We start from the raw sequence: 26,666 nt of genomic DNA, 5'->3' as shown, positions 1-26,666 counted from the left end.
GGGGACAAGGTCATGACCAGTATCGGGATCGTCGGAAGCCAGGGGCGGATGGGTGTGGCGCTCGCCGCCGCCGCGGCCGAGGCGGGGCACGGGCATTGCGGGGTCGACAAGGGCGGTGATATCGCGGGCCTCTTGGCGCGCGCCGACGTGTTCGTCGACTTTTCATCGCCCGCAGCGCTGGAGGCCACGCTCGACGCCTGCATTGCCGGGAAAACGCCGATCGTCATCGGCACGACGGGGCTGGAGGAGCGGCACCATTATCTGATCGACGATGCAGCGCGCGACATCGCGGTGCTCCAGACTGGCAATACGTCGCTCGGCGTCACGCTGCTCGCGCATCTGGTGCGCGAGGCGGCGGCGCGGCTCGACCCCGAATGGGACATCGAGATTGTCGAGATGCATCACCGGATGAAGGTCGACGCCCCCAGCGGTACGGCGCTGTTGTTGGGGCAGGCGGCCGCCGAGGGGCGCGGCATCGATCTGGCCCGCTGTTCCGAACGCGGACGCGACGGCGTAACCGGCGCGCGGGGGCACGGCAAGGTTGGCTTTGCCAGCCTACGCGGGGGCACCGTCGCGGGCGACCATGACGTGATCTTCGCCGGGCCGGAAGAGATGATCACTTTGGCGCACCGCGCCGAAAACCGTATGATCTTCGCCCGCGGCGCGGTGCGTGCGGCATTGTGGCTGACCCGCCAGAAACCGGGGCGCTACATCATGCCGCAGGTGCTGGGGCTGTAATGCGATGGCCCGCTTAAATGTCGATCTAGGGGCCTATAATTACGCCAATGGCTTGCGTGCGATTGGACTCATGTATCAAGCCGCAAAAACCTCGCTTGAACACCAACGCGTGGATCTTTCCGATTGTACACGGGAATATGACCGCGCGACCGGTGCGGGCTATCCGCGGATCGGTGAGTGGGAAGAGGGGCATAAGCTTTGGGAGCAGGGCGACCTCTATCGGCTCGAACAACAGCTGATCGATGACGCCTTGACGGAATTGCGCGCTGCGATCTGTATCGCGATCTATCATCACTGGGAGAAGAATGTTCCGAGCGAGGCGGGCGAGGCCAATCGACGGCAAGAGCAGTTGAAGGAAGATGCCCGGAAGCGGGACATCCCGCTTCATGCTGACATTAATGCCCTTTGCTATGCTGCGAATTATTTTAAGCACGGCAACGCCCACTGGCTGAAAAAGCTGAAGAGCGGTTGGGAAGCGCGATTTGGAATGTTTGCGGAACCCGCAGTGTCGCATCCTGCCTGGGTGCGTCGACTGGTGTTATCGGACGACGATATTCATTGGTTTCTGGAGATCGCCAAAGTGTCAGAGCGGTCGATGGTAAGTGGCGAAAATGTTCGATGAAAAAAGCCGATATCTTCGAATTCTATCGCCGTCTCGCCGAACTCAACCCGAGTCCCGAAACCGAGCTGGCGTTCGGCAATCACTATCAGTTGCTCGTCGCTGTCGTGTTATCGGCGCAAGCGACCGACGTGGGGGTCAACAAGGCGACCCGGCGCTTGTTCGCGGCGGTGAAAACGCCGCAGCAGATGATCGACCTTGGCGAAGAGGGTTTGAAGGAGCATATCAAGACGATCGGCCTCTTCAACGCCAAGGCGAAGAATGTCATTGCGCTCAGCGACATACTTGTCCGCGACCATGGCGGCGAGGTTCCGGCTGATCGCGATACGCTCGTCGGACTTCCCGGCGTGGGGCGAAAGACCGCCAATGTCGTGATGAATTGCGCCTTTGGTGCGGAGACGTTTGCGGTCGACACGCATATCTTTCGGGTCGGCAATCGCACAGGCTTGGCGCCTGGCAAGACCGTACTCGCGGTCGAAAAAGCGCTGGAAAAGGGCACGCCGGTTCCGTTCCGGGTTGGGGCGCATCATTGGCTGATCCTGCACGGCCGCTATATCTGCAAGGCGCGAACGCCTGAATGCTGGCGTTGCCCGGTCGCCGATCTGTGCCGGTACAAGCCAAAGACCGCGGCGCCAAAGGCGCGGGGCTGATTCTTCTGTTGTCTGGCCGCCGGGTTCGCCATGCGACGCCCCTGCCTGAACCGAAGTCGGCGCGATAGCATCTTGTGTCAAGGGAAAGGCGCTGTAGCACTGTCCGCCACTTTATTTTTCTGTCGGAGACTGTCATGCGCTGGAAATCGGGACTTGCTTGCCTGCTGATGATCGGGGGCGGCACGTCCGCATCGGCGCAGGAACCCGTGGTACGGCCGACGGTCGAGGAACTGTCGCCGCAGATCGATGGCCTCTTTGCCGATTATCAGGCGCAGGCACATATCCCCGGCATGATCTATGGCGTGATCCGGGATGGACGTTTGGTCTATGTCAGGGGCATCGGGGTGCAGGACCTGACCGAAAAACGGCCGGTGACGACTGAAACGCGCTTTCGCATCGCCTCGATGACCAAGGCCTTCACCGCGCTGGCTATCCTGCAACTGCGCGACGAAGGGAAACTACGCCTCGACGACCTGGCCGAATCCTATATTCCTGAAATGAAGGGCTGGACCTATCCGACGGCGGACAGCCCGCGCATCCGGGTGCGCGACCTGTTGCAGCATGTCGGAGGGCTCGTCACCGACGATCCGTGGGGCGATCGGCAGCAAGCGCTGCCGCACGACGCCTTTGCGCGCATGATTGCCGCCGGGGTGCCGTTCAGCCGGGCGCCGCAGACCGGTTTTGAATATTCGAATTTCGGCTATGCGCTGCTTGGCCGGATCGTCGCGAGCGCGTCGGGAATGCCCTATTCCGCCTATGTGACGCGGCGCATCCTGACCCCGCTTGGAATGGCGGCGACGACTTTCGAGGTGAGCGAAGTCCCACGCGAAAGGCTCGCCATTGGATATCGTTGGGAAAACGAGGCGTGGTCCGAGGAGCCTGAGATGCGCGACGGAGCCTTCGGCGCGATGGGTGGACTCGTCACCACCGCCGACGATTATGCCAAATGGGTTGGTTTTCTGCTGTCGGCCTGGCCGCCGCGCGATGGAGAGGACGCGGGACCCGTATTGCGCGCCAGCGTAAGGGAAATGGCGCAGGGGCTGAATTTCATGACGGTGTCGAACCGCATCGGGTCAAGCGGCGCCACCGCGTGCAAGCAGGCAGCCGCCTATGGCATGGGATGGCGGGTGGCGCAGGATTGCGATCTCGGCCTCACCTTGGCACATGGCGGCGGCTACCCCGGCTATGGCAGCCATGTCATGCTGATGCCCGATCGCGGTGTCGGGGTTTTCGCGCTGGCGAACCGGACCTATTCGGGGCCGTCAGCGCCGGCATGGGATACGGCGGTGCTGCTCGACCGGGAGGGGCTGTTGGAGGCGCGGCCAGTGCCTGTCTCGACCGTGGTTGCCGATATGTTCGGCGCTGTGCAGGCAGCCTATGCTGCGGGTGATCTTTCGCCGCTCGATGGGCGGCTTGCTGTCAATTTCCTGATGGATCGTTCGGCAGAAAATTGGGCGGCCGAACTGGCACGCCTGAAGGCTGAGGTTGGCAGCTGTACCGCAGAGAGTGCGCTTACTGCGACGGGGGCCTTGTCGGCGACCTTCCGACTCGATTGCGAAAGAGGCAAGCTGGATGGCGGATTGCTGCTCGCGCCTACCACGCCGGCGACGATCCAGGCACTACGCCTGCGAGTCGTGCCGCCGCCGGCGGGGTAGGTGGCATAAGCGGGATCAATGTTTCGCCGTCCGCGACCTTGCGGCGGCGGGCACTGCGCGGACACCGCGGATAAGGCGGCTAAAGCTAGTGCGAAGGCGCGCGAGACCCCGGTCCACGTCGGCACTGAAGTTCGGGTGAGCCTCGTTCCAGGCTTGCATCCACATGTCGTCTTTCATCGGTCATCTCCTGTCTATCGACCGATCGCAAATTGGGCGTTCGCGCACAGGGTTTCCAACAAAAGCTTTGTGCCATATTATAGGTGTGCCTTATATGGCTGATGCGAAAACTGCCGCCTCTTGCTGCTATCCGGGTCTTTGAGGCCGCAGGGCGCCACCAGAATTTCTCGCGCGCGGCGGAGGAATTGGGGATGACCCAAGCTGCGGTCAGCTATCAGATCCGCCAGCTCGAGGATCGCCTGGGCCGACCGCTGTTTGTACGCGACAAGGGGCGGGTGCGCTTGTCGGAGGCCGGGTATCGTTTGCTTCCGGCGCTCAGCGGCGCCTTCGCCTCTATCGCCGATGCGTTCGCTGCGTTGCAGGGTGACGATGATAATGTGCTGACAATCAGCGCGGCGGTCAGTTTCGGCGGCACATGGCTCAGTTCTCGCATCGGTCGCTTCCAGCTTCGACACCCCGATCTTGCGGTGCGCCTGACCCAGACAAACATGATGGTTGATCTGGGGGCGGGCGGGGTCGACGTTGGGTTGCGCGTCGGTGCCGGCCATTGGCCGGGGCTGCGCGCCGACTTCCTGTTCCGCAGCCATGTCACGCCGATATGTTCGCCCGCCTTTCGGGCTGAGCACCGGGTATCAACCCCGGCCGACCTGTTGCGTGTTGAGCGGGTCGCGCCCAGCGATCCCTGGTGGTCGAGCTGGCTTGCCGAAACCGGCATTGGCGAACCGTTGCCGCCGCGTGCCGGGATCGAGTTTGACAGCCAGATTGAGGAGGCGAGCGCGGTCGAGGGAGGCTATGGCATCGCGCTGATGTCACCCCTCTTCTGGCGCGCCGAACTCGACAGCGGGCGCCTGGTTCAGCCGTTTGATACGCTTTTCCTTCCGGGATCGGCTTATTATCTGGTTCACCCGGAAAGCCGGGTGGGGGTACGCAAGATTGAGCGTTTTCGCGAATGGCTGCGCGAGGAGCTCGAAGCAGATCGCCACCTGCTTCCTGAGCGGCTATGGGAACCGCTGCCATGACCTTCACCGCCGTTCCCCTGACCCTTTATCCCGACATCTTCCCCGGTCCCCTGGGGCACAGCATGGCGGGACGCGCGTTGGAGGCGGGGACATGGTCCTGCCTGCCCGTGCAGATACGCGATTTTGCGACCGACAAGCATCGCACCGTTGACGATACGCCCGCGGGCGGCGGTGCGGGTATGGTGTTGAAAGCCGATGTTCTCGGTGCGGCGATCGACCATGCGATGGCTACGCACCCTGGGTTGCCTGTCCTGGCGATGACCCCGCGCGGTGCGCCGGTTACGCAGGCGCGGGTGCGTTCGTTGGCCGAAGGTTCCGGCGTGATTATCCTGTGCGGCCGTTTCGAAGGCTTTGACGAGCGGATTTTCGATGCGCGCCCTATCGAACAACTGTCAATGGGTGACATCATCCTGTCAGGTGGTGAGATGGCCGCGCTGATGCTGCTCGACGCTTGCATTCGGCTGCTTCCCGGCGTAATGGGCGCGGCTTCTAGCGGAGACGACGAATCGTTCGAGGACGGTTTGCTCGAATATCCGCATTATACCCGGCCCGCTATATGGGAAGGGCGCATGATCCCCGAAGTGCTGCGATCGGGGGATCATGCGAAGATCGCCGCCTGGCGGAAACAAAGGGCGGAGGAAGACACACGGTTACGCAGGACGGACCTTTGGGAGCGCCATGAGGGCGCTCGGGACCGACCTGCCTCTGGCGCGCGGCGAAAGAAAAAGGACTAGAGGACATGAACCTCATCCAGACGATCGAAGCCGAAGAAATCGCCAAGGCTGGCAAAGAAATCCCGACCTTCCGCCCCGGCGACACGCTGCGTGTCGGTGTGCGCGTTGTTGAAGGCGAACGCACCCGTGTCCAGAATTTCGAGGGTGTGTGCATCGCGCGCTCGAACAAGGGCATGGGCTCCAACTTCACCGTGCGCAAACTGTCGTTCGGCGAAGGTGTTGAGCGCGTTTTTCCGCTTTATTCGCCGAACATCGATTCGATTACCGTCGTCCGCAAGGGCGCTGTCCGTCGTGCGAAGCTTTACTATCTGCGTGGTCGCACTGGTAAATCGGCACGTATTGCGGAGCGCCGCGATTACCGGTCGGAAGCCGGCGAAGGCTAAGGAGAGCTTCTCCACACCAAAGCCGAAACAGCTTTCCAAAACGACCGGTTCCGCCAACAGGCAGAGCCGGTCGTTTTCTTTTGGGCGAAATGAATCTGATACAGCCACCCCCGTCCCTTCAGCCACACAGGCGCGCCGTCCTCGGCGCGGGGCTGTGCTTTGGGCTGTTTGGGCTGGCCAGCGGTGCGCTAGGCGCCCCTGCGGTGAACGCCGCGCGCCTTGTTGCCGCGGCGCGGCGACAGGTCGGCGTCACGCTTCGCTATGATGCCGCCTACCGCGCGCTGCCCTTCCCCGACGGTGACGTCGACCGGGTGAAGGGTGTGTGTACCGACGTCATTATCCGCGCCTATCGCGATGCCTTCGGCGCCGACCTGCAGGCGCTCGTCAACGCCGACATGAAGGGCGACTTCGCGGCTTACCCGAAAAATTGGGGGCTGCGCCGACCCGACCGTAATATCGATCATCGCCGCGTGCCCAATCTGGCGGTCTATTGGACACGCCAGCGCGCGCGGCTGCCTGTGTCTGCCGACCCCGCCGATTGGCGGCCGGGCGATATCTTTACCTCGATGACCGGCGGACGCCTCCCGCACACAGGGATTGTGTCAGATCGAACGACGGCAGCGGGGCGCCCGCTTGTGATCCACAACATCGGTCGCGGCGCGCGTGAGGAGGACGCGCTCTTCGACCACCCGCTGACCGGCCATTTCCGCTGGAAAGTCTGATCAGAATTTCAACCGAGTTCTTGCACTGAGGAGTGAGTAAATGGGTTATCGTATCGTTGTCGCCGGAGCCACGGGCAATGTCGGGCGTGAAGTGCTCGCCATTCTCGCTGAGCGCGAATTTCCCTATGACGAGCTGGCGGCGGTCGCATCGTCGCGCAGCCAGGGCGACGAGATCGAGATTGGCGATACCGGAAAAACCGTGAAATGCCAGAATATCGAGAATTTCGACTGGTCGGGCTGGGATATGGCGATCTTCGCGATCGGTAGCGACGCGACCGCGATCCACGCGCCCAAGGCCGCGGCGGCGGGCTGTGTCGTGATCGACAATAGCTCGCTCTATCGCATGGACCCCGACGTGCCGCTCATCGTGCCGGAGGTGAACCCCGACGCCATCGACGGCTATACGAAAAAGAACATCATCGCGAACCCCAATTGCTCGACCGCGCAGATGGTCGTCGCGCTGAAGCCGCTGCATGATGCTGCGACGATCAAGCGCGTAGTCGTTTCGACCTATCAGTCGGTTTCGGGCGCTGGCAAGGCGGGCATGGATGAGCTGTGGAACCAGACGCGCCAGATTTTTGTCGGCGACGAAAAGGATATCAGCAAGTTCACCAAGCAGATCGCTTTCAACGTGATCCCGCACATCGATAAGTTCCTCGACGACGGTTCGACCAAGGAAGAATGGAAGATGGTCGTCGAGACCAAGAAGATCCTTGATCCCAAGGTCAAGGTGACGGCGACCTGCGTCCGCGTGCCCGTGTTCGTCGGTCATTCGGAATCGATCAACGTCGAAACCGAAAAGGAACTGTCTGCCGAGGATGCGCAGCGCTTGCTGCGCGAGGCTCCTGGCGTTGTGCTTCACGACAAGCGCGAGGACGGCGGCTACATCACCCCGGTCGAATGCGTCGGTGATTTCGCGACCTTCGTGTCGCGTGTTCGCGAAGATCCGACGGTCGAAAACGGCCTCGCTTTCTGGTGCGTTTCGGATAACCTGCGCAAAGGTGCGGCGCTGAACGCAGTGCAGATCGCCGAACTGCTCGGCCGGAGGCACCTCAAAAAGGGCTAATGCGGTCATGAGCATAACAGGCGGCTGTCGGTGCGGTGCGGTTCGATATGAGGTCGAGTCTGAAACGCAGCTGCCTGTTTATGCATGCCACTGTCACCAATGTCAGCGATGGAGCGGTAGCGCGTTCAGCCTGCAGGCGCTGGCGCGGGAGGGCGCGCTGGCCGTTGCGGGGCCGATCATCGTCTATGAAATAGGAACGGGGGATAGCATCGCGATGCAGCGCATCTGCGCGACGTGTCACACGCGCATTTACAACACCAACACCCGGCGACCCGGTCTCGCGATCATCCGCGCTGGAACGCTCGATCAGACCGCTGAACTCGATTGCAGGGCACATATCTACGTCGCCTACAAGCAGGACTGGATCATGCTGCCCGAGGGGGGTTCCCCAATGGCCCGAAGGGCCGCAGCCCGAAGAATTTTTTGCAGCACTGACGAAATAGGCTTGGGTTGGTGAAGGAAGCGAACTCGACGCGGCCACGCACGCAAAGCAGACTGCTGGGCCTGCTGCTGATACTGTTGCTTCTTGCCCAGATCGACCAGCCCTATCCCGAAGTCGCGTTGCTCCAGCATCTGCCGACAATGCTGCTGCTGGTTGCTTCACCTGCGCTGCTGCGACGCTGGCCCCTGTCGACCCCGGCGCTAGCGTGCATCGTCGTCTTTCTTGCGCTCCATACGCTTGGAGGGCGTTATGCCTACAGCAATGTTCCCTATGATGATTGGACGCGGTCGCTCGCGGGCACAAGTATTTCCGACGTATTCGACTGGACCCGCAACCATTATGACCGGCTGGTGCATTTCGCCTTTGGCGCCCTGTCGGTCGTTCCAGTGGCTGAAATTGCGCGGCGCTGGGGCGGGATGGGTGCGCGCGGCGCGGCACTTGTTGTACTGGGCTGGGTGCTCGGCATATCCTGCCTATATGAAATCTTCGAATGGCTGTTGACCATCGTTGCCGCGGGCGAGACCGCCGATCGCTATAACGGACAGCAGGGCGATATCTGGGACGCGCAAAAGGATATGGCGCTGGCCACGCTCGGCGCGATATTGGTGCTGGCGCTGCCTCGCAGAGGAAAAGGCGAATGATGCGCAGGCTGACGGGTTTGACGGGATTGGTGCTGCTGCTGACGGCGGCGTACAAACCGGCTGGTGATTCCCGGCGCGATGCCGATGCGATGGCTCCTGCGCCGCCAGCGCTGAGCTGATGGTCCGCGAAGACCGCCGTATCGCTCCACGGTGAAGGGCTGCGCCTCCCCGACAAGGCGACCGGAAGGGGCAGCCTGTTCGTCTTTGGTGCTTCCGGCGCCTAATGCCCCATGTCGGCGGCCGATACCCTTGGGCTATTGGCGCGTGGCGGTCGCAACAGCAGCACCAGCGGTACGGCCGCCAGCGTGACCCACATCATCGCCCAAAAATCGTTGATATAGGCGATCATCGCCGCCTGTCGGTTGATTTCTGCATCGACCATCGCCATCGCCACATCGCCCGCAGTCCCGAAACGGTCGGCGGTCGATGCGTCGACCAGGCTGGTCGAGCTGTTTGTGACATGGGTGACCAGGTCGGCGTGGCTGGTCTGGATGTTCGATGCCAGCTGGGTCGTGACGATCGAAATGCCGACGGATGCGCCGATGCTGCGGAACAGGTTGAGCAGGCTCGACCCGTCGGTGCGATATTGGGGCGGGATGGTCGCAAAGGCGATCGTGTTGAGCGGGATGAAGATCAGCCCCATGCCAAGCCCCTGGATCAGGCCGCTGACGACAACCGGCTGCATCCCCATCGTCAGTGACCAGTGGCTCATCTGCCACAGTGAGAAAGCGGCGATAGCGAGGCCCGATCCGACCAGCCACCTGGCGTCGATCTTGCCGAGCAGCTGGCCGGCGAACCACATGCTGATGAGGATGCCGACGCCGCGCACCGCAAGCACCAGTCCTGTGTCTATGACTGGCCAGCCGAACAGGCCTTGCAACATCGGCGGTAACAGCGCCATCGATGCAAACATCACCACGCCGATCACGATCATGAAGCCCATGGCGGTGACAAGGTTGCGGTCGGCCAGCATGGCGCGGCTGAACAACGGTGCCCGGGCGGTCAGCAGATGGATGAAAAACATCCAGAGGCAGGCGATGCAGACGCCCAGCTCTATCCATATCTCGATGCTGTCGAACCAATCCTCATGGGCGCCGCGGTCGAGCATCAACTGCAAGGCGGCGAGGCCGAGCGCGAGCATCGAAAAGCCAAAAAGGTCGAAACGTCGTTGTCGGGCCGGCGTTGCGGGAAGCAGCGCCCACATCAGCGCCAGCGTGACGATCCCGACGGGCAGGTTGACGTAAAAGACCCACCGCCAATTGGCCTGCTCGGTCAGCCAGCCACCCAACACAGGTCCCAGGATCGGCCCGATCATGATCCCCATGCCCCAGATCGACATGGCGCGGGCGTGGCGTTCGGGCGGGTTGATGTCGAGCATCACCGATTGCGAGAGCGGGCCGATGAACGCCGCGCTAACGCCTTGCAGAAATCGGAAGATCACCATCTCTTCCAAATTCTGTGCGGCCCCGCAGGCCATGGAGGTCAGAATGAAACCGACGATGGCGGCCAGAAACAACTGACGGCGTCCGATGCGGTCGGCTAACCATCCGGTGATAGGCATCGCGACGGCGCTGGCGATGATATAGCTGGTAAGGACCCAGTTCACCGTTTCACCCGTCGCTCCCAGTGACGATTGCATGTGCGGAATGGCGACGTTGGCGATCGTCGTGTCGAGAATCTGCATGATCGAAGCGCCCATGACCGCGACGGTGAGCAGCCCCCGATAACGCACGCGCTGATGTAGTGGGATGGATTCGTCGGCGGGCAGAGCTGCCGGCGCGGCGCGGCGAGAAACGGCTTTGCTGGCCATTACCAGGTGCTTGCCGCCGCCTTGGCGGCAAAGGGGATAGCCTGGCGCATGTGCTATTTTGCTTTTGTTGCCCCGTCCGCCGTGTGAACGGTCACATCGGCCGACAGCCCGGCGATCATGTCGCGGGCAGGTTTTTCGTCAAAGGCGATCCGGACAGGGACGCGCTGCGTCACTTTGACCCAGTTTCCGGTGGCGTTCTGGGCAGGCAGCACCGAAAATTCGCTGCCAGTCCCGGCGCCGATGGTCAGCACATGGCCTCGGATTTTCAGACCGGGGTAGGCGTCGAAACGGATATCGGCGGCCTGACCGACGCGCATGTCGGCAAGATCGGTTTCCTTGAAATTCGCCTCGACCCATGGGTGTGCGGTGTCGACCAATGTGACGGCAGGCAGGCCGGCAACCATCATTTGGCCGACCTGTAGGCGATCGGACTGGGCGATGCGTCCGGCGCTCGGCGCGCGTACCTCCGTACGACCCAGATTCACAGCGGCCTGCGCGCGCTGAACCCGCGCGGCTTCGATTTGTGGGTTCACTCCGCTCGCGGGGCCGGCAGCGAGCTTGGTACGCGCTTCAGCGGCGACTGCCTTGGCCTGGCGGACGCGCTCGCGTGCTTGTGTCACCGCATGGCGTGATGAGTCATAGGCGGCCTTGGTTGTAAATCCCTTTTCCATCAGTGCCGCCTGCCGCTCGAAATTTACCTCGGCAAAGGCGACATCTTCGCGGGCGGCGGCGATGTCGACGCCGGATGTGCGCGCGCTGGCTGCCAGATTGCCAAGCTCAACCTGGGCCGCGTCGATTGCGGCGGTCGCCTGCGCAACAGACAGCCGATAGGACTCGCCGTCTATGCGGAACAGCAGCTGTCCGGCCGCGACCTCTTGGCCGTCATGTACGGCGACTTCGGTGATCCGTCCGCCGACCTCGGCTGCGACCGACACCTTGTCCATCTGGACATAGGCGTTGTCCGTGGACACCGACCCGCCGCTGGTCAGCCAATACCAGCCACCCGCCGTGACGAGCAGTGCCGGCACGCCAAACATTAACAGCCGCGCGTGCCATCCCGGCTTGTCGGGCGCCTCGTTTAATGCCGACGGCGGGGGATCGGAGCGGGGCGCGGCGGGCGGCGGAGCGGGATCATCGGCGTTGCGCGGGCGGGCGGGTGATTGTTGGTCCATCAGACTTTTTCTCTCTGGCACATGCGGCGCGACAGATTGGCGCGGACCCGTTCGACCAAACCGGCAAGCTGGTCGCGCTCCGCGGTGCTCAAACCTTCCATGGCTTCGACAACAAGCGCGTCGGTGGTCGGCGCAATCCCTTCAAGCAGCGAGCCCGCTCGCGGCGTCAGGTGGAGCAGCCAAGCCCGGCGATCGGTCGGGTCGGCGCGCCGTTCCACCAGCCCGGCCTCCGCTAGCCGGTCGATCATCCGCGACAGCGTGATCGGCTCAACCTCGATTAACTCGGCCAGCGGCCCCTGTCGGATGCCCGCGTGGCGACGCAAATAGATCATCAGCCGCCATTGCAGGGCGGTGATCCCGCTGTCCTTCATCCGGGCGTTGAAGGTGCGCCGGAACAGCCGGGCCGTGTCGTTTAACAGGAAGCCGATCGTTTCGCTCATAGCATTCAATATAATAGCAATTGCTATTATTGGCAAGATGCTGCGCCGCAGCAGGAAAATCCGTTGCCATTTTGGTGCTATCCGTCGTGGTCGTGCTTGCCTTGGGGGCGATTATCGGCAGGATGATGTCATGAGTCTTTCCGCCGATCTCTTCTGGTCTTTCCGATCACCATACAGTTATCTGGCGATCGGGCGCTACAGGGCGCTTGCGGCCAGCCACCATCTGTCGATCAATCTGCGGCCGATCTATCCGCTGGCCATTCGCCAACCCGATTTTTTCGAACGCAACCACCCCAACTGGCTCAGCTACACGATGCGCGACATGGTGCGCGTTGCCCAGTTTCACGGTATCCCCTTCGGCCCACCGCGTCCCGATCCGATCGTGCAGAATATCGCGACGCGCGAGATCTCGGCGGAGCAGCCCTATATTTATCGTCTGACCCGGCTGGGGCAGGCGGCATCACGGCGGGGAAAGAGCTTGGCCTTTTGCGACGAGGTGGCCCAACTTATCTGGGGCGGCGCACAGGATTGGCATTTGGGTGAGCATCTGTCCGGCGCCGCGCGCCGTGCCGGACTCGATCTTGCCGAACTCGATGCGGAGGCGGCGGCTGAGGCCGAGACGCTGGATAAGGAAATCGCCGCCAATCAGGTCGCGCTGGAAATCGCGGGCCATTGGGGTGTGCCCACGCTGGTATTCGAAGGCGAACCCTTTTTTGGGCAGGACCGCATCGAAATGGCGAAATGGCGCATGGAGCAAAAGGGGCTCAAGCCGCGGTAACAATGCTCAGCGTTGCTTGGCCGGGACTGGTCAACCGTCGGGAAGGCGAGTTCGGGTGAGCCGTCACTGCAAAGCCGATTCATGTCGATCGATGATTGCATCGGCAGCCCCGGCGCGCATAAGGCTGATCGACGATGAGCAACGAACCCCAATTTTTCGAAGCGCGCGATGGTGTGCGGCTGGCGTGGCGGGAAGCGGGGGAAGTCGCGGCGCGGCCGCTGCTTCTCCTGCATGGGCTCTTCTCCAGCGCGCAGGTCAACTGGATCAAGTTCGGTACCGCCGAACGCTTAGCCCAGGAAGGCTATCGTGTGATCATGCCCGACCTGCGGGTTCATGGGGCGAGTGAGGCGCCGCACGAAGAGGAGTTTTATCCTGCCGACGTGCTGGTTCACGATCTGCAGGATCTGGTCGCGCATCTTGGCCTTGATGATTTCGACCTTGGAGGTTTTTCGCTCGGTGCGCGGACCAGCGTGCGTGCGGTGGTTGCTGGAATGCGTCCGCGGCGCCTCATCCTCGGAGGAATGGGGCTGGCGGGGCTCGCCGGATGGCAGAAGCGCGGGCAGTTTTTCAAGCGCGTGATCGCCGAATATGAAAGCGCCCGTCGCGGCGACGACACCTGGCTGTCGATCCAGTTCATGAAGACGATGAAGATCGACCGGATCGCCGCTGGGCATTTGCTCGACAGCTTTACCGACACGCCGCCGGACGCATTGGCTGCGGTGACGATGCCAACGTTGGTGGTGTGCGGAGAGCAGGATCAGGACAATGGGTCGGCATCCGAACTGGTTGCGGCCTTGGCCGATGCGCAGCTTGCCACGATTCCGGGCACTCATATGTCGAGCGTTACCGAAGCTGCACTAGGTGAAGCGATCGCGGCCTTTCTGTCGGCTTGACCCCTCCCGCCGTCGCGGCCAATCTGTGATCACAGCGCCGAATAACGGCGACAATCACATCAGAGGACGCACCCCATGAAAGCCATGATTTCCAGCCTGTCGCTTGCCGTGTCGCTTGCAATTTCCGGGCCCGCTGTTGCGGCCGAAAAGCAGAAGCCGGCCGCTGCCAAGCAAGCGGCCCCGACGGCCGCCGATGCTGACGCCTTCATTGCCGGGGTCGAAAAGGATCTCTTCGACTATTCGGTGGAGGCGAGCCAGGTGAACTGGGTTAACGCGACCTACATCACTGAAGATACCGACGCCATGGCCGCTAGGATCAACGCCGTCGGGACCGAAAAGTCGGTCAAATATGCCCTTGAGGCCGCCAAGTATATGGATGTGCCTGGGCTCAGCGCCGATACCCGGCGCAAGCTTGATATTCTACGCACCGGTCTCGTTCTGCCGGCCCCGACGACTGCGGGGGCTGCGACCGAACTCAACCAGATCGCCACCGACCTCCAGTCGCAATATGGCAAGGGCCGGGGTACGCTGAACGGTAAGGAAATCTCGGGTTCGGATATCGAGGCGGAAATGGGCAATCTCGACCGCAGCCCGGCCGAACTGGCAGAGATGTGGACGAGCTGGCACGACAATGTCGGAAAACCGATGGGTGCCGATTATGCAAAGCTGGTCAGCATCGCCAATGATGGTGCAAAGGAACTGGGCTTTGCCAATGTCGGGGCGATGTGGCGTTCGGGTTATGATATGTCGCCCGAGGATTTTGCGAAGACGACCGAGCGGCTGTGGCAGGAGGTCAAGCCGCTATACATGGCGCTTCACACCTATGTTCGCTGGAAACTGAACGAGAAATATGGCGACGCGGTACAGCCCAAGACCGGACCGATCCGTGCGGATCTGCTTGGGAACATGTGGGCGCAGGAGTGGGGCAACATCTATCCTCTAGTCGCCCCTGCCGGGTCCGGCGATCTTGGTTACGATATTGGCGACCTGTTGAAGGCAGAAGGAAAAGGGCCTGCCGAGATGGTCAAGGCTGGAGAGAATTTCTATTCCTCGCTCGGTTTTGAGCCCCTGCCCGACAGCTTCTGGAAACGTAGCCAGTTTACCAAGCCCGCTGACCGTGAGGTCGTCTGCCACGCCTCGGCATGGGATATCGACAATAAGGACGATATTCGCATCAAGATGTGCATTAAGGTGAATGCGGACGATTTCGTCACCATCCACCACGAACTCGGGCATAATTATTATCAGCGCGCCTATAAGGACCAGCCCTTTCTCTATCTCAATGGCGCAAACGACGGTTTCCACGAAGCGATCGGCGATTTCGTCGCGCTGTCGATCACGCCGCAATATCTGGTCGACATCGATCTGCTCGACAAGGCCAAGGTGCCTAGCGCGGACAAGGATATCGGCCTGCTGCTGCGTCAGGCGATGGATAAGGTCGCCTTCTTGCCCTTTGGGCTCCTCGTCGATCGCTGGCGCTGGGGGGTGTTCGACGGAACGATCAAGCCTGCCGCTTATAATCGTGCATGGACCCAACTGCGTCTGCAGTATCAGGGGATCGTGCCCCCGACAGAACGCCCTGACGATGCATTTGATCCCGGGGCCAAATTCCATATCCCGGGAAACACGCCTTACACCCGCTATTTTCTGGCGCGGATTCTGCAATTCCAATTTTATGATGCGGCGTGCAAACAGGCGGGTTGGACCGGACCACTCCACCGCTGTTCCTTTTACGGGAACAAGGAGGTCGGCGAAAAGCTGAACGCGATGCTGGAAATGGGGTCGTCGAAACCCTGGCCTGACGCGCTTGAGGCCTTTACCGGCAATCGAGACATGTCGGGCAAAGCGATGGCCGAATATTTCGCACCGCTCAAGGCGTGGCTCGACAAGCAGAATGAAGGCAAGCCCCAGGGCTGGTGATCGGCCCGCTGCTATGGGTCGAAGGGCGGAGGGCGGTGTCCCCGCCCGACCTCCCTTTCTGTCGATTGCCCATTGACTTCGGTTACGTGCGTTAGGCTGGTTTGGCGGGGATGGTCAGGGATGTGACCTAGTACATTTTTTCGCTGGCTTGGCGAGATGCACCGCGCCTTATGATCGGGCCTCTTTCCCTGTTCGAAAAGGAAGACCGTGCTTCGCCTCACCCTGACCCTCGGTTGCCTTAGCTTCGGCGCCGTAGCCGCCCATGCCGCGCCCTGCGAAGACGGCTTTGTCAAAAAGGGCAATGCCGTCACCGGATTACGTTTCATTGCGACCACATCGGTGCCCGGCATGAGCCCCGCGAGTGGGGTCGGGCAGCTCAAGGGCATTGTCGCTGCGAAGGGATATGACGTGATCGCGGCCGAACCCGAAAGCGGGACCATGCTGATCGAGCAGCCGCAGACGGGAAAGGCGCGTCCGTTTCCGATCGAGATTGCCGTTGATTCTGCTGGCAGTGTCCGCATGGAAGCCAAGCTGCGTCCCACGATGTCGGTGCCCGATGCGGCGGCCAAGGCCGAGATGTGCGGCATCCTGACCCAGCTCAAGGGCGGGAAGGCAGGCGAAGCGCTCGCCGCGCGGGGGATGAAGGCTGAAACGGCTGTAGGGGCGCCAATCCGTATGAGCGTGCTGCGCTTTTCACAGGATGTTTCCGGCCAGGCGGCGAAGAACAGCGCGGTTATTGCAGAACGCTATAAGAACAAGAGCTTCACCCTATACGGTCCCGTCGCTTATGTGGGCGGGCGCGATGGACGCTACTGGATTGAATTCAAGCTGGTTTCGAATGTGCTGACGGACATTGTTCCCGGCCGGTCTGCCAGCCTGGGCGTGACCTGCCAGCTGGCGTCAGGAAACAGCGCCTATGCACTTGGGCTGAAACCGGACAAGCATGTCGAACTGACCGGCACCTTCGACCGCTACGAGCAAGGTTTCTCCACCGTCTGGCTCAAGGACTGTCGGCCGGTCAAATAGCGTGGCCGGGCGGACGGGTCGGTGAAACAGATCAGCGGAACGGTGGCTCGTTGAACGCACGCAGCTTGCGGCTGTGGAGCTTTGCGCCCTCGTCGCGCAATGCTTCGCAGGCACGGATGCCGATCTGAAGATGTGCGGCGATCGCTTCTTCGTAGAAGCGGTTCGCCTGGCCAGGCAATTTCAGTTCGCCGTGCAGCGGCTTGTCGCTGACGCATAATAGCGTTCCATATGGGACGCGGAAGCGATAGCCCTGAGCTGCGATCGTCGCGCTTTCCATGTCGATCCCGATTGCGCGCGATTGCGAAAAGCGCAGCGCGCTGTCGGTGTAGCGCAATTCCCAGTTGCGGTCGTCGGTGGTGACGACAGTGCCGGTACGCATCCGTTTTTTCAGGTCCGCGCCGCTGGTTCCCGACACCGCTTCGGCGGCGCTCGCCAGTGCTTGTTGCACCTCGGCAATCGGCGGGATGGGAATTTCGGGAGGCAGCACGCCGTCGAGGATATGGTCGTCGCGTAGATAGGCGTGGGCGAGCACATAATCGCCGATCCGCTGGCTTGGGCGCAGGCCGCCGCAATGGCCGATCATCAGCCACGCCTCGGGTCGTAGCACCGCCAGATGATCGCAGATCGTCTTGGCGTTCGAGGGGCCAACCCCGATGTTGACGAGGGTGATGCCGCCGCCATCGGGGGCAATCAGGTGATAGGCGGGCATCTGGTGTCGCCGCCATGCGCTGTCTGCGACAAGGGCGCTGGCGTTGATCCCGGGCTGGTCGACATAGAGGCCGGCGGCCCCCGCGAGCGCGGTGTAGCGACCTTGGCCGACCTGCGATCCCGCCCAGGCAACGAATTCGTCAACATAGCGGTGATAGTTGGTGAACAGTATATAGCGCTGAAAATGTTCGGGAGCCGTGCCGGTGTAGTGACGCAGCCGGGCAAGGCTGAAATCGGTGCGTAGTGCGTCGAACAGCGCCAGCGGCTGCGGCGCCGAGGGGTCGGTGCCGAACAGGCCATCGGCCAACTCGTCGCCAATGTCGGCCAGCTCGGTGGTCGGGAAATGGCGCGCCAGTTCGAGCGGTGTCACCCTGCCCATGTCCGATCCGTCGCTAGCATCCAGGACATAGGGAAAGGGAATCTGCTGTCCAGTACGCGTCACCGACAGGCTGACGTCGTAATGACGCACGAGCAGGTTCAGCTGTTCACGCAGATAATCGGCGAACAGGTCGGGGCGAGTAACGGTGGTGACGAATTCGCCGGCACGTTCAAAGCGACCGAAGGCAAGATTATGCCCCCCCTGTCCCTCGCGCCGCTGCCCGCTAGTGACGAGGCGCAGCGCTGGATAATCGAACAGGCCCGTCGCGGCGGCGTCGGCGGGCGGCAGCGTGCCGTCTCGGACATAGGCGCCAATGGCTGTTTTCAAGGCCGCGACCGATGCGCGAAACCGGCTTTGCAGCTCGGCAATCACCTCTTCGACGCGAGCGGTGGGATCGGCGATCTCGGGGTTTTGCGATGAGAATGTCATCACGGCGTTCTTGCACGAAATTATGACGAAAGAAAAGGGGACGAAATTCTGTGATCTCGTCCCCTTTGTCCTGTTTACAGCTGCTCAAGCATGTGATCGGCGCTCGACACTTTGAACTCGCCGGGTGCTTCGACATTGAGCTGCTCGACGACGCCGTCGTTGATGATCATCGAGAAGCGCTGACCGCGCTTGCCCATGCCAAAGGCTGTGCCGTCCATCGTCAGTCCGACGGCCTCCGCAAAGGCGCCGTTGCCGTCGGCCAGCATGGTCACATTATCGCCTGCATTGGCGCTTTTGCCCCAGGCGCCCATGACAAAGGCGTCATTGACCGCGGTGCAGACGATTTCGTCGACGCCCTTGGCCTTCAGTTCGTTCGCCTTGTCGACAAAGCCCGGCAGATGCTTTGCCGAACAGGTCGGGGTGAAGGCGCCAGGCACCGAAAACAGCGCGACCCTACGGCCCTTGAAATAGTCAGCGGTGCTGACCTGCTCTGGGCCGCCTTCGGTCACTTTGACCAGCTTGGCTTCTGGCAGTGCATCTCCGGTCTTGATTGTCATGTCGGCATCCTTTCGTTGAGGGGAATTCTTGAAGGCGCAGAGATTGGAGCGCAGCGGTCCCGAGTCAAGCGGTGCGCCCCACGAAAAGCCGGTCATCAACTCGGCCACGATTGTTTGCTATGCTTTTTGGTCAGTTCGGACTGCAGGCGGACGAGGGAGTGATTGCGCTGGACCCGGTGCCCGTGCGGGTTCATGATATGGCAATGGAGACCGATCCGACCTGGTTCACTGGCCAATTGCTGCTCGCGCTGCCTGGGATTGGCGATCCCCGTTTTGAACATTCGGTGATCGCAATGATCAGCCATGATGAAGAGGGCGCGATGGGGATTGGGGTCGCCGATCCGATCGATGGCATGACTGTCGGCGCGATGCTGGACCAACTCGATATCGCGCATGACGATCCGCTCGACGTTCCGGTGTTTCTGGGCGGGCCGGTTGAGCAGTCGCGCGGTTTTGTGCTGCACAGTCGCGATTGGGGTGGGCAGGACGCGGCGCAAATCGCTGATCGCTGGATGGTGTCGAGCTCACACGACATATTGCGCGCCATAGCCGAAGGGCGCGGGCCGTCTAAATGGCTGGTGGCCTTGGGCTATGCCGGCTGGTCGGGTGGTCAGCTGGAAGGGGAGTTGGTGCGCCACGGCTGGCATGTGACCCCAGGCAGCGACGCGCTATTATTTGAAACGCCGCCTGCCAAGCGTTGGCAAGCGGCGTTCGCGGAAGCGGGCGTTGATGCCAGCTTGCTCACAACCGAGGGCGGTGAAGCCTGATAGAGGCGTATTCAACCTCAGGTTTAGCGCGCCAGAGCGAGTTGCGGACGGCCTGCCGAAAGGTTGGCGAGCGCTGTGCGCGCGGCCCAGCGCGAGTCCATATAGCGTCCGTCGGCGAGTTCGAGGTCGTAGCGGATCGGGCTTGATTCAGCGGCTAGGTAGGCATTGCGAGCGTCTGTAGCACGGCCTAGTCTGGCGTAAGCCGTACCCAAATTGATGAGTCGCGATGGGTCACGCGCATCGACACGGCTCTCGCCGGTCAGTTTGTCGATCGCGGCCTGGTTTTCTCCAGCAGCGAGCTCCGAATAGGCTACCGGCAAGATCATCGTGTCGGCTGGTGGCGCGGTGACGACGACGATCGACTGTGCGGTGGCGGGGGCCGTAAGCGCGACAGCGATAAGCGGCAGCAGGGGTTTTGGCATTTTTGTTTCTCCCGGTTATTTTCTGCCATTCTCGTCCGGGGTGGCAAAAAAGTCAATGTTTCCCGAGGTTTGTAATATTATTGTCACATTTGATGATTATGCTGATCGCAAGGATTGCCATAAATTATAGATTTCAGAATCTTGGTGGGCGTCGCCAATTGTCACAAATCGACGGTGCGGTTTGTCACAATCGCGGCGCCGGCTCTTCGCCGAAAATTTTTCTGGGCCGCCGGGCGTGCGGTTGGCGGGTGATTCGTGTGCGATGGGCACGGACCACATGGCGGGGCGTTGCCTGCCGCCGGGAGCGCGCCGCCGGGCGTGGGCCGCCGGGCGTGCGCCGCCGGGTGCCTGCCGCTGGGAACGTGCCGTTGGAGCTGTGTCTGGCGCGGTGCTGCCGGGCAGGGCGGAGCGCGGCTAGGCCGTCGCGCCGAGTCCGTCTGCGCGATGCGCGCGCCATGGTGCTGGCTGCCATGGGTGGCGGGCGTGCTGGAGCGCGGCGGGAGCGTTGCGGGCCGTCAGGTGGCGCATGTGGTGCGCGCGCAGCCGCTTCCTGTTCGGGCCGTTGTGATCGGGCACTTTCCTGCCCGATTGCCAAGGGCAAAGACCCTGGTTCCAAGCGGATTTCCTGGATCGGATCGGGCTTGAGAAATCGTCATTGGACCAATGGTTTCCGACCTCGAATCGACGGATTTGTAGCCAGTGGCCATCACCAGAGCAAAGCTGGGGCGAGGCTGACGAAGCCGAGGCATGAGCCCTTGCTTTTGCCGCAACGGGTGGCGACGCGGCGCCAGTTCTTGAGACTGTAGAACAGCCGCTCGATCGGGTTGCGCCGGCGATATTTCCGCCGATCGTGCAGGGCCGGTGTGCGCCGCCCCTTCTGCGCCGGGATTGCGGCCTGGGTTCCGGCGATGGCGATCCCGGCGCGGATGGCGTCGGTGTCATCGCCGCGATCGGCGAGGGGCGCATGGACCCGACCCGCGATCATCCGGAACAGCGGGCCGAAGCCCTGCACATCTTGCGCCTGTCCCGGCGTCAGCACGAAGCCGAGCGGACGGCCTTTCGCATCGCATCGGGCATGGAGCTTGGTTGTGAAGCCGCCGTGCGATCTGCCAAGCGGCTCGGTTTGCTGGGCCCCCTTTTTTATGCCGGCCACAGAATGGTGCGCCCGGACGACTGTGCTGTCGATCATGTCAGCGGTGCAATCCCGCCCCCCAAAAGCAGCCTTGCATCAACCGCGAGTTACTCAGTCAAGCATTGTCCACGAAACCTAATTCCGCTGCGGGCCCGGCTTGCCGAACAGGCGCGCGGCATTGTCGCGGAGAATTTTTTGCTTTTCGGTGGCCGTGAGGGGCAGGCGATCAAGCGCTGCGATGTTGGCCGCGAGTGAATATTGCGGATAGTCTGACCCCAGCAACACCTGATCGATCCCGACGTTGCGAAGCGTCCAGACGAACTCGTCCGCGACCGGCGATCCCGCGGCCAACGTGACCGTCACCGACAGGTCGAAGAAGATATTGTCTCCCACCCGGATATTGTCGCCGCTCGAATCTTCGGCGTCGCGCGCCGCTTTGAGAATATTCCAGAACCTGAAGTTCATGGCTCCCATATGCGCCATGATGAACCTGGTTTTCGGATTGCCGACCGCAAGATTGAACAGCTTCTCGCTGTCGCCCGGCAGAATATTTGCATTGTCCAGCAGGACAATCATGTCCAGTTCGCCGGCGCGCCGCGCAAGCGCGGCAACGCGCGGGTCGGAGGCGTCGAATTGCTGCGTGTGCGGATGAATTTTCAGGATCCGCACCCCGCCCGCCGCAACCCGGGCGAGTTCGTCCAGCGCGGCGTCACCATCATAAGGATGGACGGTGGCGACAGGAATCATGCCGGGATGTTTGCGGGCCAGCGCAATAATCCCGTCATTTCCAGCGCGAATTGCGTCGGGATCGCCCGCTTTCGCCTGGTTCGGGCCGCCGAACCACATTGCCGCAAATCCCGAGAGCTCGATCCCCGCAGCGGCAAGCTGTGCCTGATATTTGCGAAGCGACGTGTCGTCCCGATGCAGATGAACATGCGTGTCGAAAGCAGCCTCCCGCGCGCTGGCGGCAGCCGGTAACAGGCCAGCGGCCAGGAACAAAACAAGGGCCTTGGTCATGTCGAATCCCGAAGCATTTTCTGGTGGCCTCTCCTATTGTCGGTTCCCGAAAATCGCAATCTATCGATCGGTTGGTGGCTTGATGGACCGCCCGGACATCTGAGCACGGCGGGCTGATTGGTGACGCCATGTGGCGTGATACCTATCGCATGGAACGGGCTGGGCCCCCGCAGATATTCGAGGCGTGCCACATCGCCATGCCGTCGGTGCGGCTGGGGCGGGGCGTGCGGTCGGTGGGTGTTTCCGGGCGATATAAAGAAAAGTTTATATTTGATCGCGGGGGCGGCTTCGGTTAAAGCGCGCAAGATAATTGCTTGCCAATTTCGGGGCCGCTCGCCTGCGGCCGATATTGCCCTACAGGAGACAGACCCTTGGCCACTCTCGCCGCCGACGCCCGCGATTATGTGATCGCCGACATCAGCCTTGCCGATTTCGGGCGCAAGGAAATCGCCATCGCCGAAACCGAAATGCCCGGCCTGATGGCCCTGCGCGCCGAATATGGCGCCGCGCAGCCGTTGAAGGGCGCGCGCATCACGGGTTCGCTGCACATGACGATCCAGACCGCGGTGCTGATCGAAACGCTGGTCGCGCTCGGCGCCGAGGTGCGCTGGGCGACGTGCAACATCTATTCGACCCAGGACCATGCCGCCGCCGCGATCGCCGCGCAGAATATTCCGGTCTTTGCGGTAAAGGGCGAAAGCCTGGCCGAATATTGGGACTATGTCGGCCGCATCTTTGACTGGGGCGACGACCAGACCGCGAACATGATCCTGGACGACGGCGGCGACGCCACCATGTTCGCGTTGTGGGGCGCGCGCGTCGAGGCGGGCGAGGAACTGTTCGAGCCGACCAACGCCGAAGAAGTCGAATTCGTCCGCGCGCTGAAGGCGTTTCTGGCGGCCAAGCCCGGCTATCTGACCAAGAGCGTGCGCGCCATCAAGGGCGTTTCGGAAGAAACCACCACCGGCGTCCACCGCCTGTATCAGATCGCCAAGGAGGGCAAGCTGCCCTTCCCCGCGATCAATGTGAACGACAGCGTGACCAAGTCGAAGTTCGACAATCTTTATGGCTGCAAGGAAAGCCTGGTCGACGCGATCCGCCGCGCCACCGACGTGATGCTGGCGGGCAAGGTCGCCTGCGTCGCCGGTTTCGGCGATGTCGGCAAGGGGTCGGCGGCAAGCCTGCGCAACGGCGGCGCGCGCGTGCTGGTCACCGAAATCGACCCGATCTGCGCCCTGCAGGCGGCGATGGAAGGCTATGAAGTCGTCACGATGGACGAAGCGGTGAAGCGCGCGGACATTTTCTGCACCGCGACCGGCAACGCCGACGTCATCACCGCCGAGCATATGGCCGCGATGAAGCCGATGGCGATCGTGTGCAACATCGGCCATTTCGACAGCGAGATCCAGATCGCGGCGCTCGCCAATTATGAGTGGACCGAGGTGAAGCCGGGCACCGACCTCGTCAAATTCCCCGACGGCAAGGAAATCATCATCCTCGCCAAGGGGCGCCTGGTGAACTTGGGCTGCGCCACCGGCCACCCGAGCTTCGTCATGTCGTCGAGCTTCACCAACCAGACGCTGGCGCAGATCGAGCTTTATACCAAGGCCGACGAATATAAGAATGACGTCTATGTCCTGCCCAAGCATCTCGACGAAAAGGTCGCGGCGCTGCACCTTGAAAAGCTGGGCGTCCAGCTGTCGACGCTGACGCAGAAACAGGCCGATTACATCGGCGTGCCGGTCGAAGGCCCGTTCAAGCCCGACCATTATCGCTATTGATCGAGGCGGGCGGCCCCGGACGGTTCCGGGCGCCGCCTTTGCCGCCGCGCGCCCACCGGAAGGCGGGGCGCGGCGACCGGCGACGACATGCGATTGAAACCTGTCCGTATCGCCGGTAGGGCGTTCGGTCATGCAGGCAGGGCAGGTGTCCGAACAACTGGAATTTGACGCGGGATGAGCGGATCGCTTTCCCCGACCCTGGTCTTTGCGCTGGGCCTGTTTGCTGCGCTGTGGCTGATCGCCGGATTATGGGCGGTCGGACGCGGCGTGGCGATGCAGCGCCGGTCGGCGTTCGTCGCCGGACAGGGCGAGCGGCTGGCAAGCCTGATCGAAGCGTCGCCGCAACTGCCGGTAATCGTGCGCGGCGACTGGCGGATCGAGGCCAGCGACCGGCTTGGCCGCTGGCTGGGGATCGAAAAGGGCGTCCGCAGCTTTGATGAATTGCGCGGGATCGATTGCGGTCTCGACGCCGCCGGGCACGACGCGCTGCGCCAGGCGATCGTCGGCGCGCAACGCGGCGCCAAAGCCTTTACGCTGAGCCTGAAGCCGCAGGGCGGCAATCGCACCATCGTCATTCACGGCGGCGCGGCGCCCGCCGCGGTCGGCGGACCGGGCAGCGTGCTGTTGTGGCTGAGCGATGCCACCGATGGCCAGCAGGCCCTGGCCGAAGCGCGCCGCGACCGCGAGGAGGCGATGGCGGCTTTCGAGGCGCTGTCGGGACTGATCGAGGCGGCGCCCTTTCCCATGTGGTTCCGCGACACCGACCTGCGCCTGGCGCTGGTCAATATCGCCTATGTGCGCGCGGTCGAGGCGGCCGGCGCGGCGGCGGTGATCGAAGGCGGCATCGAATTGTGCGAGCCGATCGCCGGGGTCAGCGCCGCCGAAGCCGCCGATGAGGCGCGTCAGGCAGGAAGCGCCCAGACGCGAACGATTCCGGTGACGATCGAAGGCGAACGCCGCATCATGCGCGTCGTCAACGTGCCGCTGGCGCCGGTCGGCGGACGGACGATCGGCATCGCGGGCTATGCGATCGACGTCCAGGAACTGGAAAGCGAGCGCGGCGCCCATCGCCGCTTTGCCGAGGCGCAGCGCGAACTGCTCGATCGCCTGTCGGCCGCCGTTGCCCAGTTCGGCCCCGACCAGGGGCTGGTGTTCGCCAACCAGCCGTTTCGCCGCCTGTTCATGCTCGACCCCGATCAGGTCGTGGAAGCGGTGCCCTTTGCCCGCTTGCTCGACACATGGCGCGAAGCGGGGCGGACGCCCGAGGTGCGCGACTATCCCGAATGGCGGCAGGCGCATGTCGACTGGTTCGCGCGCGCCACGGCGAGCGAGGAGGATTGGTTGCTGCGTGACGGGACGCATTTGCGCGTCGTCGCGCAGCCGACCCCCGACGGCGGCCTGTTGCTGATCGCCGAGGACCGCACCGAGCAGGTCCAGCTGGCGGGCGCGCGCGACACGTTGCTGCGCGTGCGCACCGCGACCTTCGACAATCTGTTCGAAGCGGTCGCGGTGTTCGCGCCCGACGGCCGCCTGCATTTGTGGAACCAGCGTTTCCGGCGCCTGTGGAGCGTCGATGAACCGACGCTGGCGGCGCATCCGCGCGTCGACGCCCTGATGAACGGGCTGGCCGACCGGCTGGCGAAGCCGAACCAGATCAGCATCGTGCAGGAGGTGATCCGTGCCGCGACGCTGGAGCGTACCCAGCGCGCGGGCCAGATCCGTTTTGCCGATGGGCGCCATTTCGATTTCGCCTCGATCCCGCTGCCCGACGGCAATGCGCTGCTCATCATGCTCGATGTCACCGACAGCCGCCGGATGGAAAGCGCGCTGAGGGAACGCAACGAGGCGCTGGAAGCCGCGGACAAGGTCAAGACCGCCTTTCTGTCGCGCATGAGCTATGAACTCAGAACCCCGCTGACCTCGATCGGCGGCTATGGCGAGATGCTGCAGGCGGGCTATGCGGGCAAGCTCAGCGATCAGCAGCAGAATTATATCGACGCGATCATGGAATCGGTCGGGGTGCTGGGGCGCCAGATCGACAATGTGCTGGACCTGGCACAGGGCGAGGCAGGGACGCTGGCGATCGAACGGGCCCCCGTCGATGTTCGCGCGTTGCTGGATGGCGCGCTGGCCGATGCGCGGCCCTTTGCCGATGGCGAGAAGGTCGAACTGGTCGGCAATATCGCCGACGGGTTGGGAAGCATCGAGGGCGACGCGGCGCGGCTGGGGCGGCTGGTCGCCGGGCTGCTCGACAATGCGATTCGCTTTACCGCGCCGGTGCGGCGTTCAGGCGGGCGCGTGCTGCTCCACGCCCATGGCGATGCCAAGGGGGTCGACATCATCGTGTCCGACAATGGCCCGGGGCTTCCCGACGCCGTCCTGGCGGTGACGCAGGGGCAGCAGGCCGGGACCGCGACCGGCGGCATCGGCCTGGCCCTCGCCCGGCAGCTTGTCGCCGCCCATGGCGGGACGATGGAGGTGCTCAGCGAAAAGGGACAGGGGACGCTCGCGCGGATCAGCCTGCCGCGCGGGGCGTGATGGCCGTTTTTTCGCGGCATCCGGCGTTTTCGGCGCGCGCGGACAGAGGCG

27 protein-coding genes are annotated in these 26,666 nt (G+C 62.7%); 19 read left to right on the top strand and 8 right to left on the bottom strand.

The genetic code is table 11. The annotated features are described in order from the left end of the window. Positions 1–12 precede the first annotated feature (12 nt). From dapB to U0S50_RS11745, 12 genes are all read left to right on the top strand, one after another. Entirely contained in the window at positions 13–738 is a 726-nt protein-coding gene (dapB, locus tag U0S50_RS11795; protein WP_322308972.1) for a 4-hydroxy-tetrahydrodipicolinate reductase, read from the top strand. Between the two features lie 4 nt (positions 739–742). After that, positions 743–1,360, top strand: a complete 618-nt coding sequence (locus U0S50_RS11790; protein WP_322308971.1) for a hypothetical protein — start codon at positions 743–745, stop codon at positions 1,358–1,360. Next, positions 1,357–2,007, top strand: coding sequence for an endonuclease III (gene nth, locus U0S50_RS11785; protein ID WP_322308970.1), 651 nt, complete (start codon positions 1,357–1,359; stop codon positions 2,005–2,007). The genes U0S50_RS11790 and nth overlap by 4 nt, the downstream gene beginning before the upstream one ends. Before the next feature lie 134 nt (positions 2,008–2,141). Next, positions 2,142–3,662: a serine hydrolase domain-containing protein gene (locus tag U0S50_RS11780; RefSeq protein ID WP_322308969.1), complete on the top strand. Its 1,521-nt coding sequence runs from the start codon at positions 2,142–2,144 to the stop codon at positions 3,660–3,662. Between the two features lie 278 nt (positions 3,663–3,940). Beyond that, positions 3,941–4,858 (top strand): LysR substrate-binding domain-containing protein, encoded by a 918-nt coding sequence (locus U0S50_RS11775; RefSeq protein ID WP_322308968.1) that lies wholly within the window; start codon positions 3,941–3,943, stop codon positions 4,856–4,858. After that, the gene (trmD, locus tag U0S50_RS11770) at positions 4,855–5,592 is read left to right on the top strand and encodes a tRNA (guanosine(37)-N1)-methyltransferase TrmD (protein WP_322308967.1); all 738 of its coding nucleotides are present in this window, start codon (positions 4,855–4,857) and stop codon (positions 5,590–5,592) included. The genes U0S50_RS11775 and trmD overlap by 4 nt, the downstream gene beginning before the upstream one ends. Positions 5,593–5,597: 5 nt before the next feature. Then, complete coding sequence (rplS, locus tag U0S50_RS11765) at positions 5,598–5,975, top strand: 50S ribosomal protein L19 (RefSeq protein WP_322308966.1); 378 nt, start codon at positions 5,598–5,600, stop codon at positions 5,973–5,975. A 203-nt stretch (positions 5,976–6,178) separates the two neighbouring features. Continuing rightward, complete coding sequence (locus U0S50_RS11760) at positions 6,179–6,697, top strand: DUF1287 domain-containing protein (RefSeq protein WP_322308965.1); 519 nt, start codon at positions 6,179–6,181, stop codon at positions 6,695–6,697. A gap of 40 nt (positions 6,698–6,737) precedes the next feature. Beyond that, on the top strand, positions 6,738–7,763 hold the full coding sequence (locus tag U0S50_RS11755; protein ID WP_322308964.1) for an aspartate-semialdehyde dehydrogenase: 1,026 nt from the start codon (positions 6,738–6,740) through the stop codon (positions 7,761–7,763). A 7-nt stretch (positions 7,764–7,770) separates the two neighbouring features. After that, the gene (locus tag U0S50_RS18530) at positions 7,771–8,220 is read left to right on the top strand and encodes a GFA family protein (protein WP_416194983.1); all 450 of its coding nucleotides are present in this window, start codon (positions 7,771–7,773) and stop codon (positions 8,218–8,220) included. Continuing rightward, positions 8,217–8,846 carry a DUF2238 domain-containing protein gene (locus tag U0S50_RS11750; RefSeq protein ID WP_322308963.1) on the top strand — a complete coding sequence of 210 codons (630 nt, stop codon included), beginning with the start codon at positions 8,217–8,219 and terminating at the stop codon, positions 8,844–8,846. The genes U0S50_RS18530 and U0S50_RS11750 overlap by 4 nt, the downstream gene beginning before the upstream one ends. Next, positions 8,843–8,965, top strand: coding sequence for a hypothetical protein (locus U0S50_RS11745; RefSeq protein ID WP_322308962.1), 123 nt, complete (start codon positions 8,843–8,845; stop codon positions 8,963–8,965). The genes U0S50_RS11750 and U0S50_RS11745 overlap by 4 nt, the downstream gene beginning before the upstream one ends. A 101-nt stretch (positions 8,966–9,066) precedes the next feature. On the opposite strand, the gene U0S50_RS11740 is transcribed toward U0S50_RS11745, so the two are convergent. Genes U0S50_RS11740 through U0S50_RS11730 form a run of 3 tightly spaced genes read right to left on the bottom strand, consistent with a single transcriptional unit; the run spans position 9,067 to position 12,268 of the window. Next, on the bottom strand, positions 9,067–10,656 hold the full coding sequence (locus tag U0S50_RS11740) for an MDR family MFS transporter (protein ID WP_322308961.1): 1,590 nt from the start codon (positions 10,654–10,656) through the stop codon (positions 9,067–9,069). 53 nt (positions 10,657–10,709) lie between these two features. Continuing rightward, positions 10,710–11,828, bottom strand: coding sequence for an HlyD family secretion protein (locus U0S50_RS11735; protein ID WP_322308960.1), 1,119 nt, complete (start codon positions 11,826–11,828; stop codon positions 10,710–10,712). Further along, positions 11,828–12,268: a MarR family transcriptional regulator gene (locus U0S50_RS11730; RefSeq protein ID WP_322308959.1), complete on the bottom strand. Its 441-nt coding sequence runs from the start codon at positions 12,266–12,268 to the stop codon at positions 11,828–11,830. Before U0S50_RS11730 ends, U0S50_RS11735 begins: the two co-directional genes overlap by 1 nt. Positions 12,269–12,398: 130 nt before the next feature. Between U0S50_RS11730 and U0S50_RS11725 the strand changes: the two genes are divergently transcribed. The 4 genes from U0S50_RS11725 (at position 12,399) to U0S50_RS11710 (ending at position 16,885) form a co-directional block, all read left to right on the top strand. Beyond that, positions 12,399–13,046 (top strand): 2-hydroxychromene-2-carboxylate isomerase, encoded by a 648-nt coding sequence (locus U0S50_RS11725; RefSeq protein WP_322308958.1) that lies wholly within the window; start codon positions 12,399–12,401, stop codon positions 13,044–13,046. Between the two features lie 134 nt (positions 13,047–13,180). Continuing rightward, complete coding sequence (locus tag U0S50_RS11720) at positions 13,181–13,939, top strand: alpha/beta fold hydrolase (RefSeq protein ID WP_322308957.1); 759 nt, start codon at positions 13,181–13,183, stop codon at positions 13,937–13,939. A gap of 75 nt (positions 13,940–14,014) precedes the next feature. Beyond that, positions 14,015–15,859 (top strand): M2 family metallopeptidase, encoded by a 1,845-nt coding sequence (locus U0S50_RS11715; protein WP_322308956.1) that lies wholly within the window; start codon positions 14,015–14,017, stop codon positions 15,857–15,859. Positions 15,860–16,066: 207 nt separating this feature from the next. Continuing rightward, positions 16,067–16,885 (top strand): hypothetical protein, encoded by an 819-nt coding sequence (locus U0S50_RS11710; protein WP_322308955.1) that lies wholly within the window; start codon positions 16,067–16,069, stop codon positions 16,883–16,885. Between the two features lie 31 nt (positions 16,886–16,916). On the opposite strand, the gene U0S50_RS11705 is transcribed toward U0S50_RS11710, so the two are convergent. Next, a complete protein-coding gene (locus U0S50_RS11705) occupies positions 16,917–18,401 on the bottom strand; it encodes an AMP nucleosidase (RefSeq protein ID WP_322308954.1) in 1,485 nt (494 codons plus the stop codon). Between the two features lie 74 nt (positions 18,402–18,475). Next, the gene (locus tag U0S50_RS11700) at positions 18,476–18,958 is read right to left on the bottom strand and encodes a peroxiredoxin (RefSeq protein WP_322308953.1); all 483 of its coding nucleotides are present in this window, start codon (positions 18,956–18,958) and stop codon (positions 18,476–18,478) included. A 203-nt stretch (positions 18,959–19,161) separates the two neighbouring features. On the opposite strand from U0S50_RS11700, the gene U0S50_RS11695 reads away from it, so the two are divergent. Next, positions 19,162–19,725 carry a YqgE/AlgH family protein gene (locus U0S50_RS11695; RefSeq protein ID WP_322309003.1) on the top strand — a complete coding sequence of 188 codons (564 nt, stop codon included), beginning with the start codon at positions 19,162–19,164 and terminating at the stop codon, positions 19,723–19,725. Between the two features lie 23 nt (positions 19,726–19,748). Here the strand turns inward: U0S50_RS11695 and U0S50_RS11690 are convergent, their stop codons facing one another. From U0S50_RS11690 to U0S50_RS11680, 3 genes are all read right to left on the bottom strand, one after another. Continuing rightward, positions 19,749–20,147: a hypothetical protein gene (locus tag U0S50_RS11690; protein ID WP_322308952.1), complete on the bottom strand. Its 399-nt coding sequence runs from the start codon at positions 20,145–20,147 to the stop codon at positions 19,749–19,751. 706 nt (positions 20,148–20,853) lie between these two features. Then, positions 20,854–21,336 (bottom strand): IS5 family transposase, encoded by a 483-nt coding sequence (locus tag U0S50_RS11685; RefSeq protein WP_322308951.1) that lies wholly within the window; start codon positions 21,334–21,336, stop codon positions 20,854–20,856. A 78-nt stretch (positions 21,337–21,414) separates the two neighbouring features. Beyond that, the gene (locus U0S50_RS11680) at positions 21,415–22,296 is read right to left on the bottom strand and encodes an amidohydrolase family protein (protein WP_322308950.1); all 882 of its coding nucleotides are present in this window, start codon (positions 22,294–22,296) and stop codon (positions 21,415–21,417) included. Positions 22,297–22,667: 371 nt separating this feature from the next. Between U0S50_RS11680 and ahcY the strand changes: the two genes are divergently transcribed. Both ahcY and U0S50_RS11670 read left to right on the top strand, forming a co-directional pair. Next, the gene (ahcY, locus tag U0S50_RS11675) at positions 22,668–24,077 is read left to right on the top strand and encodes an adenosylhomocysteinase (protein ID WP_322308949.1); all 1,410 of its coding nucleotides are present in this window, start codon (positions 22,668–22,670) and stop codon (positions 24,075–24,077) included. A gap of 174 nt (positions 24,078–24,251) precedes the next feature. Continuing rightward, positions 24,252–26,615: a PAS-domain containing protein gene (locus U0S50_RS11670; RefSeq protein WP_322308948.1), complete on the top strand. Its 2,364-nt coding sequence runs from the start codon at positions 24,252–24,254 to the stop codon at positions 26,613–26,615. The last annotated feature ends 51 nt before the right edge of the window (positions 26,616–26,666 follow it).

This window comes from Sphingopyxis sp., assembly GCF_034380315.1.
Taxonomy (GTDB): Bacteria; Pseudomonadota; Alphaproteobacteria; order Sphingomonadales; family Sphingomonadaceae; genus Sphingopyxis.
The sequence above is the reverse complement of the archived record's forward strand: the minus strand, read 5'-3'. Positions and strand labels throughout refer to the sequence as shown.